Origin of the sequence: Georgenia sp. AZ-5, from assembly GCF_043952095.1 — a bacterium.
In the GTDB taxonomy this organism is placed as follows: Bacteria; Actinomycetota; Actinomycetes; order Actinomycetales; family Actinomycetaceae; genus Georgenia.
On sequence record NZ_JBINOU010000001.1, the window covers coordinates 3,991,713 to 4,008,764 of the forward strand.

At 68.3% G+C, this 17,052-nt stretch carries 12 protein-coding genes, 1 pseudogene and 1 riboswitch; of the genes and pseudogenes, 7 read left to right on the forward strand and 6 right to left on the reverse strand.

Going from position 1 to position 17,052, the window contains the following annotated elements; translation table 11 throughout:
- Positions 1-410 precede the first annotated feature (410 nt).
- Genes ACF0H8_RS18510 through ACF0H8_RS18535 form a run of 6 tightly spaced genes read right to left on the reverse strand, consistent with a single transcriptional unit; the run spans position 411 to position 6,670 of the window.
- Complete coding sequence (locus ACF0H8_RS18510; protein WP_395290327.1) at positions 411-1,319, reverse strand: carbohydrate kinase family protein; 909 nt, start codon at positions 1,317-1,319, stop codon at positions 411-413.
- The gene (locus ACF0H8_RS18515) at positions 1,316-2,263 is read right to left on the reverse strand and encodes an agmatinase family protein (RefSeq protein WP_395290328.1); all 948 of its coding nucleotides are present in this window, start codon (positions 2,261-2,263) and stop codon (positions 1,316-1,318) included. Before ACF0H8_RS18515 ends, ACF0H8_RS18510 begins: the two co-directional genes overlap by 4 nt.
- Positions 2,264-2,321: 58 nt before the next feature.
- The gene (locus ACF0H8_RS18520; protein ID WP_395290329.1) at positions 2,322-3,167 is read right to left on the reverse strand and encodes a carbohydrate ABC transporter permease; all 846 of its coding nucleotides are present in this window, start codon (positions 3,165-3,167) and stop codon (positions 2,322-2,324) included.
- A 3-nt stretch (positions 3,168-3,170) separates the two neighbouring features.
- Entirely contained in the window at positions 3,171-4,127 is a 957-nt protein-coding gene (locus ACF0H8_RS18525; protein WP_395290330.1) for a carbohydrate ABC transporter permease, read from the reverse strand.
- Positions 4,128-4,161: 34 nt separating this feature from the next.
- Positions 4,162-5,559 (reverse strand): ABC transporter substrate-binding protein, encoded by a 1,398-nt coding sequence (locus ACF0H8_RS18530; protein ID WP_395290331.1) that lies wholly within the window; start codon positions 5,557-5,559, stop codon positions 4,162-4,164.
- 31 nt (positions 5,560-5,590) lie between these two features.
- A complete protein-coding gene (locus ACF0H8_RS18535; RefSeq protein ID WP_395290332.1) occupies positions 5,591-6,670 on the reverse strand; it encodes an ADP-ribosylglycohydrolase family protein in 1,080 nt (359 codons plus the stop codon).
- A gap of 174 nt (positions 6,671-6,844) precedes the next feature.
- Here ACF0H8_RS18535 and ACF0H8_RS18540 point away from each other — a divergent pair, with 174 nt between their 5' ends.
- The 7 genes and pseudogenes from ACF0H8_RS18540 to ACF0H8_RS18570 all read left to right on the forward strand — a co-directional run bounded on the left by ACF0H8_RS18540 (position 6,845) and on the right by ACF0H8_RS18570 (position 17,001).
- Positions 6,845-7,549 (forward strand): GntR family transcriptional regulator, encoded by a 705-nt coding sequence (locus ACF0H8_RS18540; RefSeq protein WP_395290333.1) that lies wholly within the window; start codon positions 6,845-6,847, stop codon positions 7,547-7,549.
- A gap of 381 nt (positions 7,550-7,930) precedes the next feature.
- Positions 7,931-8,812, forward strand: a pseudogene (locus ACF0H8_RS18545) (IS5 family transposase).
- Positions 8,813-9,418: 606 nt separating this feature from the next.
- Positions 9,419-9,518: riboswitch (glycine riboswitch) on the forward strand.
- A gap of 149 nt (positions 9,519-9,667) precedes the next feature.
- Positions 9,668-12,565, forward strand: coding sequence for an aminomethyl-transferring glycine dehydrogenase (gene gcvP / locus ACF0H8_RS18550; RefSeq protein ID WP_395290334.1), 2,898 nt, complete (start codon positions 9,668-9,670; stop codon positions 12,563-12,565).
- 27 nt (positions 12,566-12,592) lie between these two features.
- Positions 12,593-13,714, forward strand: coding sequence for a glycine cleavage system aminomethyltransferase GcvT (gene gcvT, locus ACF0H8_RS18555; protein ID WP_395290335.1), 1,122 nt, complete (start codon positions 12,593-12,595; stop codon positions 13,712-13,714).
- A gap of 32 nt (positions 13,715-13,746) precedes the next feature.
- Entirely contained in the window at positions 13,747-14,127 is a 381-nt protein-coding gene (gcvH, locus tag ACF0H8_RS18560) for a glycine cleavage system protein GcvH (RefSeq protein ID WP_395290336.1), read from the forward strand.
- Positions 14,124-15,458, forward strand: a complete 1,335-nt coding sequence (gene glyA, locus ACF0H8_RS18565; protein WP_395290337.1) for a serine hydroxymethyltransferase — start codon at positions 14,124-14,126, stop codon at positions 15,456-15,458. The genes gcvH and glyA overlap by 4 nt, the downstream gene beginning before the upstream one ends.
- A gap of 115 nt (positions 15,459-15,573) precedes the next feature.
- Entirely contained in the window at positions 15,574-17,001 is a 1,428-nt protein-coding gene (locus ACF0H8_RS18570; protein WP_395290338.1) for an L-serine ammonia-lyase, read from the forward strand.
- Positions 17,002-17,052 lie beyond the last annotated feature (51 nt).

A 17,052-nucleotide genomic window follows, 5' to 3' on the forward strand; every position in this document is an offset into this window, starting at 1 on the left:
CTGATCCCGATCGACCGGCCGGCACCCCCTCGCCATACCCCATTCTCGAAGACACCGAGCCCCGAGCTGCGGAGCCACGCCATTTCGCAACAGGCCCACTCCCCGGAGCCCGTTGTCACTAACGCTCGCTGACCACGTCACGTCCTCCAGGAACGGCGGAATATCAACGGTTATTCAGCGAGTGAGACTCCAGGGTCGCACCTGTCCCTAGCGTGGTCAAATACAGTCATTCGACAGTCGCAGACGCGTGGAACTCGCGTGGAATCGGGCCTCACGCGTGGAACTCGCGTGGAATCCCTTGAGCCGATGCCGAGAGCCCCTGAGGGTGACGGCAGCCACGAGGGAGATTCTCACAACAGGTGCATCTCTCGTTCATCTCCCGAGCCCGAGAACCGACGCTACGCCAGTTGCTACCTCTCCAGAGGGACAGATCCATTCTCTCGTTTGTCTCTGTCCGGTACGGCTGCCAAGGACTCCAGCTCGTTTGGCGACGGAATTCGTCCCTGTGCACCAACTGCCGTCGTGGATAGGGCAGCCGACGCAGACGCGAGGTGGGCTGCATCAGCGAGAGGTGTCCCTTGGGCGACGTAGTGGCACAAGGTGCCGGCGAAGCAGTCGCCGGCACCGGTCGCGTCCACCGCGTCGACGATGAAGGGTGGGATGAGCACGGTCGTGCCGTCGGGATGGTGGATGCTTGCCCCCTTCTCACCCTGGGTGCGTACGACCGGCGCTTGTGGGACTGAGCCGGTGGCCGTGAGCGCGGCGTAGCCGGCGTCGTTGGTGATGACAAGCCGGCACCGGGCGAGGGCATGAAGGAAGTCGTTGTCTGCGAGCATCCAGCCCTCGAGGCCCGCGACGAGGCGGTCGCCCAGCCCCTCGCGAATGAGCCGGGTCACGGCCTCTGGGGAATAGCTGACGTAAATGAGGTCGCAGGCGCGCAGATCCGCGACCGCGGTCGGTGCGTTCGCGAGTGGGCTAAGTCCGACGCCGATGTCGACGATCACGGTGCGACCGGTGCCCCGACGAAGGATCGTCGCGGTCGCGGTGGTACCTGGGCTGACGGCGACGTGGGTGGTGTCGATGCCACGTTCGGTGAGTGCGCGCCTGACCCAGTCTCCGGTCGGGTCGTCACCGACGTTTGCGTGCAGGCTCACCTGAGAGCCGAGGGTGGTGGCCACCGCGGCCGCGTTCGCTCCTGTTCCTCCGAGCAGCCTGGCGGTGGCCCGGGGGATGACTTTCTCGTCCGGGGCGTCGGCCTCGTCGAGGTCGATGACGTAGTCGAACGCCACGTCGCCGACGACGCCGATGCGGCCGCTCACGCCTCGCAGACTCCGGACAGCATCTCCATGGCGACGCCGCACGCCAGGCGGACGCTGATCCCGGAGAGGTCGTAGATGGGCGCGATCTCGACGAGGTCCATCGCGATCGGGTTGGCCCTGCCGAGCAGGCGGGCGATCTTCAGGGTCTCGCGGGAGGTGAACCCTCCGGGTTCGGGTGTACCGGTGCCCGGGAACGCGGAGGCATCCACGGAGTCAAGGTCGAAGGAGACGTACAGCCCGTCGACTCCGTCGCTGGCGGTCTCGATGGCTTGGGCGATGGCGCGTTCGATGCCGAGTTCCTCGATCTTCTCCATCCCGTACCAGGTGATGCCCTTCTCGGCTGCGGCCTGGACCTGGTCCTTGGGGTTCAGCCACCCGTGGATCCCGAAGACCACGACGTTGGCAGGGTCGACGTTGGGGATCTCGGCCGCCCGCATGGTGGGGCAACCGCTGGTGAGGGTCTCACCGGCCCAGTCGGTGGCCGTGTCGAGGTGCGCGTCGATGCTGAGGTAGCCCATGCGCCCGACGGTGGAGGCGGCTCCGCGGGCAGCTCCGATCGCCAGCGCATGGTTGCCGCCGACGGAGAAGGGGATGGCACCCTGCCTGCGCACCGTCCTGACGTGCTCGGCGATCAGGTCCATCGTCCGTTCGGCGTTGGGCGGCATGACGGGCACGTCGCCGACGTCGACGGTGGGCATGGCCTCCCACAGGTCGAAGTCGCGCTGGGCGTCGTAGCCAAGGAACCAGCTGGACGCGTCGCGGAAGGCGCGCGGGCCCATGTTCGCCCCGTTGCGGCCCGCGTTGCCCTCGTCCCACGGGATGCCGACCATCGCGCAGCGGGCCGCCCCGATCTCCTCGGGTCGCACCAGGGGCCGGCCGAAGAAGGTCGCGACCCCGGACTGGATCACCCGGAGCTCCTCGAGGCCCGTCATCGGACTGGTCATCTCGCCTTACCTCTTTCATTGGTTTTTGCGCCGGCGGACCCGCCGGCAGGATCGGTGTCTACTTGCCGACGCCCATCGTCAGACCCTGCACAAGGTGGCGCTGCATGTACAGGGCGGTGAGCATGCCGGGCAGCGCGGAGATCACCGCGGCGGCGGCCATCCAGCCCCAGCGCACCTGGTCGAAGCCGATGGCCTGAAGGATCCCGACGGTCACCGGCTGCGTGTTCTTCCCCGAGAGCACCAGGCCCATGAGCAGGTTGTTCCAGCTGAAGATGAAGGCCAGTATCGCGGCGCTGGCCACCCCGGGCCGGATGACCGGGAGGACGACCCGACCCAGGGTCCGCAGCGGCCCGCAGCCGTCCAACTGCCCGGCCTCCTCGATCTCAACCGGCACGTCGTTGAGGAAGGTGCGGACGATCCAGATCACCAGCGGGATGGTGATGAGCTGGTGGGCAAGGATCAGCCCGAGGTAGGAGTCGTAGAGCCGGACGTTCTGGAAGATCCCGTACAGCGGGATGATCACCATGAGCTCGGGCGCGAATCGGAAGGACAGAAACGTGAAGGCAATGGATTCACTGCCCTTGGTACGCCCACGGACCAGGGCGTACGCGGCGGGAATCCCCACGGCGAGGGAGAGCAGGACCGCGCCGCCGGAGACGAGGACCGAGTTCAGCAGATAGCCCATGAACTCGCCCGCACCACTGCTCATCGCCCCGGAGTCGCCGAAGAGCACGGACCGGTAGTTCTCGAGCGTGGGGGCGAAGAGGAAGGTCGGGGGGTAGGCGATGACGTCGTCGTACCCCTTGAAGGACATCAGGAGGACCCAGACGATCGGGAAGAGGATGAAGGTGATGACCGCGACGTAGGCGACCAGAAAGCCGAGCTTCGGGATGTTTCGGGACATGGGTCACCCAACCGCGTTGATGGTGCGCCGCCACAGCTTGAGCAGCCAGAAGCTGACGACGTAGACGATGAGCCAGAGGATGAAGATGATCGCCATGGCACGGGCGGGGCTGGAGAAGCGGAAGGCCTCCTCGTAGCCCATCACGTGCAGCAGACGCGTGGAGTCGATCGGGCCGCCCCGGGTCACCGGCCAGATGAGGTCGAACTGCTTGAGGGAGTCGGCCACGCGGAAAATCGCGACGAGGAGGACGTAGGGCGCGATCCACGGCAGGCTGATGTGGCGGAAGAGCTTCCATGGGCCTGCGCCGTCCATCTTGGCCGCCTCGTCAAGCTCGGGGGGCAGGGACTGCAGACCGGCGAGGATGATGAGCGTGCTGAAGGGCAGGAACGCCCATGTGTCGATCACGACCACGGAGATGAGCGCGCTGGTGGTGTCGGTCAGCCAGGGCAACGGACCGATTCCGACGAATCCGAGCAGGTAGTTGAGCACCCCGGAGCTCGGCTGCATCATCGTCTTCCACATCAGTCCGGCCACGATCGGCGGGACCAGCAGCGGCAGGACCAGGACGCGGCGGCCGAGGTAGCTGCCCAGGCTGGTCCGCGCCAGCAGCACCGCTACACCGATGGCGAGCGGCAGCTGAATCGCGAGCACCAGTGCCACGTACAGCAGGGTCCGGCCGAGGCTGCCGAGGAAGCGCGGGTCTCCGAACAGCTCGACGTAGTTGGCCAGCCCGACGAAGCTGGCGGTGGGGCTGTAGCTCTTCTCGTTCGTGAGGCTGGCCCACACCCCGTCGGCGAAGGGCACCATGATGCCGATCAGCAGCAGCAGTGCCGGCAGGAGCATGAGGGTGTAGGCGCGGCGGGCCCTGTGCTGTGCCCCGCCACGGCGGGCCGCCCCCTCGGGGACGGCCACGCCTGGTGACCGGGTCGGCGCAGGTGCGGGCCTGAGCGACGTCGACATAGTTCTCCTTCGAACAGCGACCACGGGTGTTGCGTTAGGGAGCGAGGATCGTGGAGATCTCGTCGGCGGCGGCTTGCAGGTTCTCTTCCGTCTTGCCGTCGAAGTAGGACTTCTGGAGGGCCTCCGCCCAGATGTCCAGGACGCGGGTCAGCTCGGGGTGCGGGGGGAAGCGTATGGCGGCGATCTCTCCGGTCGCCTCCACCACCTCCCGGTACTGCCCCGGGGTCTCGCCCCAGGCGTCCACCATGGCCGAGAGCTCTGGGTCCTCCCAGGCCGAGGTCCGGACCGGGTTCATGTTGCCCGCCATGTGGGTCTCGAGCAGGACATCAGGGCTGGTCAACCACTGCATGAATGTCCACGCGGCACCCTTGTCCTCCGAGGCCGCGCTCATGCTCACCTGCCAGATCCAGGCGCTGGACGCTCGGCCCTCGGGCCCCTCGGGGATCATGGCGTAGCCGATGTCGTCGCTGACGGCGGATTCCTCGGGGTTCTCGTACGTGGCGGCGAACAGGTCAGCCTCGTTCACTGCCATGGCGAAGCGGCCGCTGGCCATGCCCTGCAGCACCTCGTACCAAGTGAAGGCGCTGGCGTCCTCCGGCGACCCGGCCTTGATGATCTCCACGAACGTCTCAGAGGCCTCGACGGAGGCGTCGGACGCGATGGCCACCTCGCCGTTCTCGTCCAACAGCTCGACGCCGTAGGACTGCGCCATGGACCCGAAAGTCAGGTAGGTGAGGTCCCAGTACCTGTCGAACCGGGTGACGACGGGGTACTGGTTGCCCTCCAGCGTCTCGCTGAGCGCCGTGGTGGCGTCGAGCAGCTCCTCGTAGGTCTGCGGCACCTCGACCCCGGCCGCCTTGAGCATGCTGGGACGGTAGGTGAGGTTGTAGGCCTCGAAGTTGATCGGCAGCGCCCACGTGGATCCTTCACCGATGCCCGAGAGCAGTTCGCGGTTCCAGCGTCCGGCGTCGTAGATACCGGGGATGAAGTCCTCGACGTTGTACTCAGGCATGGTCACCGCGTCGTTCTCGACGTACCCCTCCAGGGGCTCAAGCCAGTCGGCGGCGGCGTACTGCCAGTTGTGCAGGGGGTCGGTCATGAAGACGTCGTAGTTGCCGGCTCCCGCCGAGAGGTCGGCCTGCAGCTTGTCGAAGCCCTGCTGCTCGCTGAGCACCTCGATGTTGACCTTGATCCCCGTCTCCTCCTCGAACTGAGGGAGTAGCGGCTCGAGCGCCGCGACGAAGGGATGCTCGATGAGCAACAGGTTCAGTTCGGCGCCCTCGAAGGCGCGCGGGTCGTAAGACTCGCCCGCGCGCAGCTCGGCTCCTCCGCCGTCGCCGGCCCCGCCACCGCTGTTGGCAGGGCCGCAGGCAACGAGCGCGAGCGTCGAGGCGCAGATGAGGCCTGTGAGAGCCGTCGTCCGACGATTCATGATCGACTCCTTGAACGTGGGGGGTTGGGGGTTAGAGGTTTGCCTGGGCGACGCGGGTAACGTCGTTGGCGAGCTGTTCCAGGTCGAGGTCGTTCGCCTGTACGACCTCCGCGAACTTGTCCTTCGGCACGGCACCGAAGCCGCTGTACGCACCGGCGATCGCCGAGGCCATGCAGCCGACCGTGTCGGAGTCATCACCGGCGTTGGCGGCAGCCACGGCGGTCCACCAAGGGTCACCGGCAGCGGCGACGAAGAAGCCGATCGCCGCGGGAACCGCCTCGGAGGTGTGCAAGCCTGTGCCGACGCACGCGGCGATCTCGGTGATGGCGGTGTCGAGGTCCGGGCTTGTCGAGGCGATCTGGACGGCCTGCTCTATGCGGCGGCGTACCAGGGCGCCGGCGACCTCGCGCCCCTCGGTTGCGCCGATCTCGTGGCCGAGGTCGGCGCCGGTGAGCGCTCCGCGGACGACGTCGAGGATCGTTGCGTCGTCGCGAAGCGCTACGGCGACTGCGGCGGCGATGGCACCCGCGCCGGAGACCCCGATCGATGTGAAGTGGCTCGGCTGGCACGTCACGGCGGCGACCCTGACGGCAGCCTCGATGTCGCCAGGGTGTACCAGGCCGGCAGGAGCGACGCGCATGGCCCCACCGTTGCTGGCCCCGACCGTCGCCTCACGGCCGTCTCGTCCGATGGTCTCTGGATCTGCGCCGGCCTTCAGAGCGTCGATGGCCTTGCGCGTGCTCGGACCCGCGAAGTGGGGAAAGTAGTCAGGGTTCCGGGACCAGGTGATGAGCATGTCCGCCACGTCCCGTGCCGTGACGGTTCCTCCGCCGCGCACGAGAGCCTCGGCCAGCAGGATCATCTGGCTGGAGTCGTCGGTGATCTGCGCGGCGCGGCGGCCCTTGGCGTACGGGGAGTCCATCGGCGGGGCGAAGAAAGTCTCGACCCGGCCGCCGAAGGTCTGACGGATCTCGGCGATGCTGCGCTGCTCGGTCGGTGCACCGAGGGCGTCACCGATGGTGGCGGCGGCCAGCGAGCCGAGGATCTTCTCCCTCAGCCGGGTGAAGCCGGCTGCCGGCTCCCTCGTCACGGACAGTTCCTGTGCGGTCATCGTGTCCCCTCGTCTCGGCGGCCGACTCTGGCCACCCGGCTGGTGACGTGGAACACTAGGATGTGTACCAACAAGTGTCAACACTTGTTAGAACAAGTTGTGACGAGTCGTCGGACGGCCGGCCGTACCTGGATTCCAGCCGCTCCGCGGTCAACTGGCGACAGGGAGCCTGAGATGACAACCGCACATCAACGCGTCGCCGAACTCTTGCGCGAGGAGATCTCCAGCGGACGCTGGGGGCCGGGCACACAACTTCCCGGCGAGCTCGAGCTCATGGGTACTTACGGAGTTTCCCGGAACACCATCCGGCGCGCCCTGGACACGCTCTCGAACGCCAACCTGGTGCGCCGGCAGCAAGGAAAAGGCACCTTCGTCGCCGAACAAGGCGTCAGTCACGTCCTCGGCGACCTCAAGAGCTTCACCGACATCATCGCCGACCTCGGGATGCAGCCTGGCATTCGGGCGGTGCGCGTATGCGTCGACCCCAGCGCGCCGGACGCCGCGCGCAAGTTTCTACCGGGTGCGCACCTCTGGCTGATCGAACGGGTCCGCACAGCCAACAGCCAGCCATTCGGCTTCATGCAGTCATGGGTTCCAGACGCGCTGGCGACCGCGGTCACCACGGAGGCCCTCACGGAGAGGCAATCCCTCTACCGCTTGATGGACGAAACCTTTGGCCTCAGGCCGAGCGAAGCCACTGAGATCATCAGGGCCGAAGCTGCGACCGCCAGCGAGGCTCAGGCCCTGGAGGTTCCGGAGGGCAGCCCGTTGCTGAGCACCTATCGCTGGACCATGGACCACCGAGGCCAGCCCATTGAGTACGTCAGAAGCGCGTCCCCGGGGAGCCTCTACGAGTACGTCGTCAAGCTGCAGCAATAAACCTTGCCCTACAGCGTTGCAGCGTCGGATCAGCCTCATCGGGGGCGTAAGCCCGAAGCTCGCCGCATGGGCATGGTCCGAACCACCCCGTCGAGGACGATCCGATAAGCACCACATCCTTATGACAAAACGTCGTCTGCGTATCTCATCCGATACATCACCGCGTGTCGAGCCCCACTGAAGTTGAGCAATTCCCACTGGACCTGAGCAGCGACCTGCGCAAGCCCCATTGGAAGTGAGCAGCGCGCCTCCCCTGGTCGGTGCGTGGGTGGCGTGGACTGGGCGGGTGTCGGCTTGACCCTTCAGGCCGCAGCGACTAGGGCGTGTCTCCCAATAGTCGAGCCGTTGGGCTGAAACGCTGCGGGGGTGTCGCGTACTGCCGTGCTGACGGATGCCCAGTGGGAGTTGATCGAGCCGTTGATGCCGTCCTCGGAGGGCCGTCGGGGACGGCGGTTCCGGGACCACCGCGCGGTGGTGGAGGGCATCGTCTACCGCTACCGCACCGGGATCGCCTGGCGGGACCTGCCCGAGTGCTTCGGCCCGTGGCAGACGGTGTGGAAGCGGCACCGCCGCTTCAGCGGCGACGGGACCTGGGACAAGATCCTCACCACCATGCTCGCGCAGGCGGACGCGGCCGGGCTGATCGACTGGGAGGTGTCGATCGACTCCACGATCAACCGTGCCCACCAGCACGCCACGAACCTCCCGAGGGACACAGGGGGACCTGTCGAATTACATGAAACTGGACGAGGAGCCGCCTGACCACGCCATCGGCCGCTCCCGCGGCGGACTGAGCACGAAGATCCACCACGTCTGCGACGGCAACATGCGCCCGCTGGTGATGGTGCTCGGGCCAGGGCAGGGCGGGGACTCGCCAATGTTCGAGCACCTCATGAACTCTGTGCGCGTGCCCCGGCTGGGCCCTGGGCGGGCCCGACCACGCCGGTGCGGGCCCTGGCCGACAAGGCCTACTCCTCCAGGGCGAACCGGGCGCTGCTGCGCCGGCGCGGCATCCAGGCCGTCATCCCCGAACGCTCCGACCAGATCGCCAACCGCAAACGCCGCGGTTCCAACGGCGGCCGGCCCGTCACCTACGACACCGAGGCCTACAAGCGGCGCAACGTCGTCGAACGCTCCTTCAACGTCTTCAAGCAGTGGCGCGCCCTGGCCACCCGCTACGACAAGCTCGCCCTGACCTACCGCGGCGGAGTTCTCCTGCGAGCGATCACCATCTGGCTCAACGCATTAAGAGACACGCCCTAGGAGACCGACTCGGGACGGGTTTGTACTGCGCTATGTCCCCCTGCAGATGTCGCGCGCGACGCATAGTTCGAAGCTGGCGCTGAGGTGGCATTGGAGCACGGTCGTCCCGTGCGGGAGTTCCCGTCCTACCGGGGCCAGCGGAACTGGCGAGCCTGTGGGGGTCGGCCACCGTGGGCGCACACGTGGGCTATGAGTCCTGGCTCGAGCGCGACCACGTCATGGCGCTGGACTTCGACAGCAAGGCGCTGGAGTTCGACAGCAACGTGGTGGCGTTGGCCCCGCAGCCGTTCTGGTTCGACTTGAGCTTCAGAGAGCGTCATCAGCGTGCGGGCCCAGGTGATGTCCTCTCTGCGGCACCTTGTCGCGGAGTCCGTGCCGGAAGGTTGCCACGACGATCTGAAGCGCCAGCTCACCGTGCCACGACTGCCGTCGCCGGCCGATCCCGTGCGCAACCGGCACTTTCCCGCACCACGTTGCGGAAACGGATCCGTGTGCCCACCGTCAGGTGAGGGCGGAGCGCTCATGGCGCGGGAGCGTGGTGAAGCTGTTGCACACGTCGGATGGTTCCACTACCTTGTGACCGCAGTCACAAACCTATATGGCCGTTGAAGCGCGGCGGGAGAGTCCCGTCCAGCACGATCGGTCGGGCGCCGAAGGAGCAATTTCCTCCCCGGGAAACTCTCAGGCCCCGTACCGCCGCGACGAGGCGCATCTGGAAAGTAGCACGTTGTCGTGCTCGCCGAAGGAGCAAGCCCCGCCCCTGTCTGGGTGGGGCGGAAACTCTCAGGCTGTGCAACAGATCGGGGAGGAACCAAGAAGCCGCGCGGCGACCGCGCAGAATTCTGGAGTTCCTCTATGACGATCATCTTGGCTCGCCCCACCACTGTGCGCGCGAGCGACGAGCACGCTTTCGCCCACCGCCACATCGGCCCCTCCGACGCCGACGCCGCGTCGATGCTGCACACCCTCGGCTACGACAATCTCGAAGAGCTGGTCGATGCCGCGGTGCCCGCGGACATCCGCCAGAAGGCACCGCTGGATCTGCCTGCGCCACGCGCCGAGGCAGAGGTCTTGCGGGACCTGCGCATGCTGGCCTCGAAGAACGTTCCGAAGACCCAGATGATCGGCCAGGGCTTCTACGACACTCTCACCCCGCCGGTAATCCTGCGCAACGTCCTGGAGAACCCGGCCTGGTACACCGCCTACACCCCGTACCAGCCGGAGATCTCTCAGGGTCGTCTGGAGGCGCTGCTGAACTTCCAGACGATGGTGGCGGATCTGACCGGGTTGCCGGTGGCCAACGCCTCGCTGCTCGACGAGGCCTCCGCCGTGGCCGAGGCCGTGCTGTTGATGCGCCGGTCCAACAAGGCCCGGGCCGAGGCGAAGACCGTCCTGGACGTGAACCTCTTCCCGCAGACCATCGCCGTCGTCAAGGGCCGGGCCGAGGCCCTGGGCTTCGAGGTCGAGGTCGCTGACCTCTCCGCGGGGCTGCCCACGGGTGAGATCTCCGGGATCGTGCTCCAGCAACCAGGTGACAACGGCGCGGTCGTGGACCACGCGTCGGCCATCGCCGCGGCCAAGGACCGCGGGGCCATGGTCACCGTGGCCGCCGACATCTTGTCCCTGGCGTTGATCGTCCCGCCCGGGGAGCAGGGTGCGGACATCGCCGTGGGCAACACCCAGCGCTTCGGGGTCCCGCTGTTCTTTGGCGGACCCCACGCTGCCTATATGGCCGTTCGTCCGGGCCTGGAGCGTTCCCTGCCGGGCCGCCTGGTGGGCGTGTCCGCCGACGACGCCGGAGTGCCGGCCTACCGCCTGGCCCTGCAGACCCGTGAGCAGCACATCCGCCGGGAGAAGGCCACCTCCAACATCTGCACCGCCCAGGCGCTGCTGGCTGTCGTGGCGTCCATGTACGCCGTCTATCACGGCCCGGCCGGCCTGAAGGCGATCGCCCAGCGCGTTCACCGCCACGCCCGCACCCTCGCCGCGGTGCTGGCTGGGGCCGGCATCGAGCTGGTGACCGGGCAGTTCTTCGACACCGTTCGCGCCCGCGTGCCAGGCCGCGCCACGGCAGTGGTCGAGGCCGCCGAGGCGCGAGGTGTGAACCTGCGCCTGGTCGATGAGGACACCGTCTCGGTCTCGGCCGACGAGGCGACCACGCTTGAGCACCTGGTGACAGTTGCGGAGGCCTTCGGCGTCGCCGACGCCGAGCAGGCGGTGGATACCGCACAGGACCAACTGCGTGGCGGGGACTACGCCCTGCCGTCGGAGCTCGTGCGCACCTCGGCGTACCTGACGCACCCGATCTTCAACACGATCCGCTCCGAGACCCAGATGCTGCGCTACCTGCGCCGGCTCGCCGACCGGGATCTGGCCCTGGACCGGACGATGATCCCGCTGGGCTCGTGCACCATGAAGCTGAACTCCACCGCCGAGATGGAATCCATCTCCTGGCCGGAGTTCGCCAGCATCCACCCCTTCGCCCCCGGCCACCAGACCGCCGGGTGGCGCGAGCTCATCGCCGACCTCGAGGCGCGCCTGTGCGCCGTCACCGGCTACGCCGGGGTCTCCATCGCCCCCAACGCCGGCTCCCAGGGCGAGTACGCCGGGCTGCTGGCCATCCGCCAGTACCACCTCGCCAACGGCGACACCGAACGGACCGTCTGCCTGATCCCCGCCTCCGCCCACGGCACCAACGCCGCCTCCGCCGTGCTGGCAGGGCTCAAGGTCGTCGTTGTGAAGACGGCCGCCGACGGCACCATCGACGCCGCGGACCTCGACGCCAAGATCGAGGCGCACCGCGACCAGCTGGCCGCCATCATGATCACCTACCCCTCCACGCACGGGGTGTACGACGCCGACGTGCGCGAGGTCTGCGACAAGATTCACGCCGCCGGCGGCCAGGTCTACATCGACGGCGCCAACCTCAACGCCCTCGTCGGGCTGGCCCAGCCCGGCCGCTTCGGCGGGGACGTGTCCCACCTGAACCTGCACAAGACCTTCTGCATCCCCCACGGGGGCGGCGGGCCCGGCGTGGGCCCCGTGGCCGTGGCCGAGCACCTCATGCCGTTCCTGCCGGGAGTCGCGGCCGGGGAGTCCAACGGGCGCGCCGGCACACCGGTCACCTCCACCCCGTATGGCTCCGCCGGCGTGCTGCCGATCTCCTGGGCCTACATCGCGATGATGGGCGCCGAAGGCCTCACGGACGCGACCAAGACCGCGCTGCTGACGGCCAACTACGTCGCGGCCCGCCTGACCGAGCACTTTCCGGTCCTCTACACCGGCAACCGGGGCCTCGTCGCCCACGAGTGCATCCTGGATCTGCGCGAGCTCACCGCCAAGACGGGGGTCACCGCCGAGGACGTGGCCAAGCGCCTGATCGACTACGGCTTCCACGCCCCCACCCTGTCCTTCCCGGTGGCCGGGACGTTGATGGTCGAACCCACCGAGTCCGAGGACCTCCCCGAGCTGGACCGGTTCATCGAGGCCATGATCGCGATCCGGCAAGAGATCGACCAGGTCCTGGCCGGGGAGTTCACCGTGAAGGACTCGCCGCTGCGCCGGGCCCCGCACACGGCGACCGCGGTCGCGGCCACCGACTGGGACCGCCCCTACAGCCGCGAGCAGGCCGCCTTCCCGGTCGCCTCGCTGCGCCAGGACAAGTACTTCCCTCCGGTGGGCCGGATCGACGGTGCGGCCGGGGACCGCAACCTGATCTGCTCCTGCCCGGCCCCCCAGGCCTTCGAAGACTGAACCGGCGCAGCCACGAAAGGCACCGACATGACTGTCAGCACCACTTCCCGACACACCGCCCTGCACGAGCAGCACGCCGCCCTGGGGGCCTCCTTCACCGACTTCGGGGGCTGGGACATGCCGTTGAAGTACGCCTCCGAGCTGGCCGAGCACCGAGCTGTGCGCCAGACGGCCGGGCTGTTCGATCTCTCCCACATGGGTGAGGTGCGCGTGCTGGGACCGGACGCGGGCACGTTCCTGAACACGGCCTTGGTCGGCAACCTCGCCGCGATGGCCGTGGGGCGGGCCAAGTACTCCCTGATCTGCACCCCTGAGGGCGGGATCATCGACGACCTGATCAGCTACCGGCTGGCGCAGAACGAGTACCTGGTGGTGCCCAACGCCGGCAACGCACCGGCCGTCGTCGCCGCCTTGGAGGAACGGGCGGCCGATTTCGACGTGGCGATCGTCAACGAGTCCGCCGAGACGTCCCTGGTCGCGGTCCAGGGACCGGCCGCCGAGGCGCTCGTGCTGGAGCTGGTCCCGGCCGCGCAGCAGGAGCTGGTCACAGGCCTGAGGTACTACGCCGCCACAGCCGTCCCCGTCGCCGGGACCCCGGTGCTGCTGGCCCGCACGGGCTACACCGGTGAGGACGGGTTCGAGCTCTACGTGCCCAACGCCCAGGCCGCGTCCCTCTGGGATGCGCTGTTGGAGACCGGTCAGGGACACGGGCTGATCCCGTGCGGGCTGGCCAGCCGTGACTCCCTGCGCCTGGAGGCCGGGATGCCGCTCTACGGCCAGGAGCTCTCCCGGCAGACCGATCCGTTCTCAGCCGGGCTGGGGGCGGTCGTGTCTTTCAAGAAGCAGGAGAACTTCATCGGCCGCCCGGCGCTCGAGGCCATGAGGGCCTGCGGTACGCCCCGGCGCCTGGTGGGCCTCAAGGGCCTGGGCCGGCGCGCCGGCCGCAGCCACTATCGGGTGCTCAAGAACGGGACCGTGGTCGGGGAGGTCACCTCCGGGGCGCCAAGCCCCACCCTGGGCTACCCGATCGCCCTGGCCTACGTCGAGAGCGAGTTCACCGAGCTCGGCACCACGCTGGAGGTGGACCTGCGAGGCAAGGCCGAGCCCTTCGAGGTCGTGCCCCTGCCCTTCTACCACCGCCACAAGTAGTCCCCTTACCGGCTTACTGAAAGGACCACACCATGAGCACTGTCCTGCCCGCGCTGCGTTATTCCGCAGAGCACGAATGGGTCGACGACGCCTCACCGGCCAGGATCGGCATCAGCCAGGTGGCCGCCGACAACCTTGGCGACATCGTCTACGTTGATCTGCCCGAGGCCGGGTCCACCATCACCGCCGGGGAGGCCTGCGGGGAGATCGAGTCCACCAAGTCCGTCTCCGAGCTCTACGCCCCGGTCACCGGCACCGTGGTAGAGGTCAACGCCGAGGCCGTGGACAATCCGGGCCTTCTCAACGAGGACGCCTACGGCGCCGGCTGGCTGTTCACCGTCGAGGTCGCCCAGGAGGGGCCGCTGCTGTCGGCCCTGGAGTACGCCGAGGCCTACGGGGGCGAGCTGGCATGACTGCCCACACCAAAGCCCCTAGCACCACCTTGGACCTGGACCTCGCCCAGCTCGACCCCGAGGTCGCCGAACGCATCGACGCCGAGCAGCGCCGCCAGCAGGACGGGCTGGAGATGATCGCCTCGGAGAACCACACCGCCGTCGCGGTGATGCAGGCCCAAGGCTCGGTGCTGACCAACAAGTACGCCGAGGGCTACCCGGGCCGGCGCTACTACGGCGGCTGCGAACACGTCGATGTCATCGAGCAGCTGGCCATCGACCGGGTCAAGGCCCTCTTCGGGGCCGGCTACGCCAACGTCCAGCCCCACTCCGGGGCCCAGGCCAACGCCGCGGTGATGCACGCCCTGATCAAGCCCGGGGACACCATCCTGGGCCTGAACCTGGCCCACGGCGGGCACCTGACCCACGGGATGAAGCTGAACTTCTCCGGCAAGCTCTACCAGGTCGTGCCCTACGGCGTGGAGGAGGCCAGCTGCACCGTAGACATGGACGACGTCGCCCGCCTCGCCCGGGAGCACCGCCCGAAGCTCATCATCGCTGGTTGGTCGGCCTATCCCCGGCAGCTGGACTTCGCCCGCTTCCGGGCGATCGCCGACGAGGTCGGCGCCTATTTCATGGTCGACATGGCCCACTTCGCCGGTCTGGTCGCCGCCGGGCTGCACCCCAACCCCGTTCCGCACGCCCACGTGGTCACCTCCACCACGCACAAGACCCTCGGCGGACCCCGTGGCGGGATCATCCTGTCCAACGAGGCCGACCTCGCCAAGAAGATCAACTCTGCGGTGTTCCCCGGCCAGCAGGGCGGTCCGCTGGAGCACGTGATCGCCGGCAAGGCCGTGGCGTTCAAGATCGCCGCCAGCGAGGACTTCCGCAGGCGGCAGGAACGCACCCTCGAGGGCGCGAAGATTCTCGCCCACCGCCTGCTCTCCCCGGACGTGACGGCCGCCGGGATCACTGTGGTCAGCGGTGGCACCGACGTGCACCTGGTGCTCGTGGACCTGCGCAATTCGGTGCTAGACGGCCAGCAGGCCGAAGACCTGCTGGCCCAGGTCGAGATCACCGTCAACCGCAACGCCGTGCCCTTCGACCCGCGCCCGCCGATGGTCACCTCCGGGCTGCGCATCGGCACCCCGGCCCTGGCCACCCGCGGCTTCGACGAAGAAGCCTTCACCGAGGTCGCCGACATCATCGCCGAGACCCTCATCGCCGGTGCCACCGCCGGGGCCGACGGGGCCGACCCGGCCGTGCTGGCCGCCCTAAAGGCCCGGGTCCAGGCCCTGGCCGCGGCCCACCCGCTCTACCCGGGACTGGCTCCGCTGAGCGGCGGCTGACCGCCGAGCGGTAAGGGCGCCCGCCCCCGGGCACCTACGACGGCGTGTGGTGCGGACCGGGGCACGACCCGGCCCGCACCCACCGCACAAAGCTTCCCTCGTCTGGAGCATCACCATGGCCATCAGCGTCTTCGACCTCTTCACCGTGGGCATCGGCCCCTCGAGCTCCCACACCGTCGGCCCCATGCGCGCCGCCCTGCGCTTCGCCCAGACCCTGGTCGAGGACCGTCTCCTGGAGCGCACCGCGGACCTGCGCGTCGACGTCTACGGGTCACTGGCCGCCACCGGCCGCGGCCACGGCACGTTCACCGCGATCCTGCTCGGGCTGGAGGGCTACGACCCGGAACAGATCCTGCCCGCCCAGGTCGAGAAGCGACTGGCCGGCATCGCCGCCACCGGCACCCTGCGGCTGTGCGCCCCCCTCGGACACCGCAAGGACATCCACTACACGGTCGAGGACATCGTGCAGCACCCGCTGACCGTCCTGGATCGGCACACCAACGGCATGCGTTTCCAGGCCCTGGACGCGACTGGTGGGGTGTTGGCCGAGGAGACCTGGTTCTCCGTCGGCGGCGGATTCATCGTCCGCGACGGCGAAGAGGGCACCTCCGCCGAGCTGGCCGGCGCCGGCACCCGGGTGCCATACCCCTTCCGCACCGCCCAGCAGCTGCTCGGCCACTGCCGGAACACCGGGCTGAGCATCGGTGAGGTCATGCTCGCCAACGAGAAGGCTTGGCGCAGCGAGGAGGAGATCCGGGCGGGGCTGTTGCACATCTGGGAGGTGATGGAGCAGAGCAAGGACTCCGCGATCGCCCGCACCGGCGTGCTGCCCGGGGGACTGAACGTCCCCCGCCGCGCCCCCGGCTGGCACGGGCGCCTACGCATCGAGGACCCGGACCGGGATCCGGGCTTCTGGCAGGAATGGGTGAACCTGGTGGCCCTGGCGGTCAACGAGGAGAACGCCTCCGGGGGCCGGGTGGTCACCGCACCCACCAACGGGGCGGCCGGCATCATCCCGGCGGTGCTGTTCTACGCCACCCACTACTCCCCCACCATCCTCGCCGCTGCTATGGAGTCCCCGGAGGCGCACGAGGCGACGAAGCAGGAGATCGTCACTCGGTTCCTGCTCACCGCCGGAGCGATCGGGGTCCTGTACAACGAACAGGCCTCGATCTCCGGGGCCGAGGTCGGCTGTCAGGGCGAGGTCGGATCCGCCTCTTCGATGGCCGCGGCCGGGTTGGCCGAGATCATGGGCGGCACCCCGGCCCAGGTGGAGAACGCGGCCGAGATCGCCATGGAGCACAACCTCGGGCTGACCTGCGACCCGATCGGCGGGCTCGTCCAGATTCCGTGCATCGAACGCAACGCGATCGCCGCGGCCAAGGCGATCAACGCCGCGAAGATGGCGCTGTGGGGCGACGGCACCCACCACGTGAGCCTTGACGAGGTCATCGTGACCATGCGCGAGACCGGCAAGGACATGAGCCACAAGTACAAGGAGACCGCCCTGGGGGGACTCGCCGTCAACGTCGTCGAATGCTGACCCGGCACGGGCCGGAACAGCCGGCTTGAGACACCCCCCGGAACCACCCAT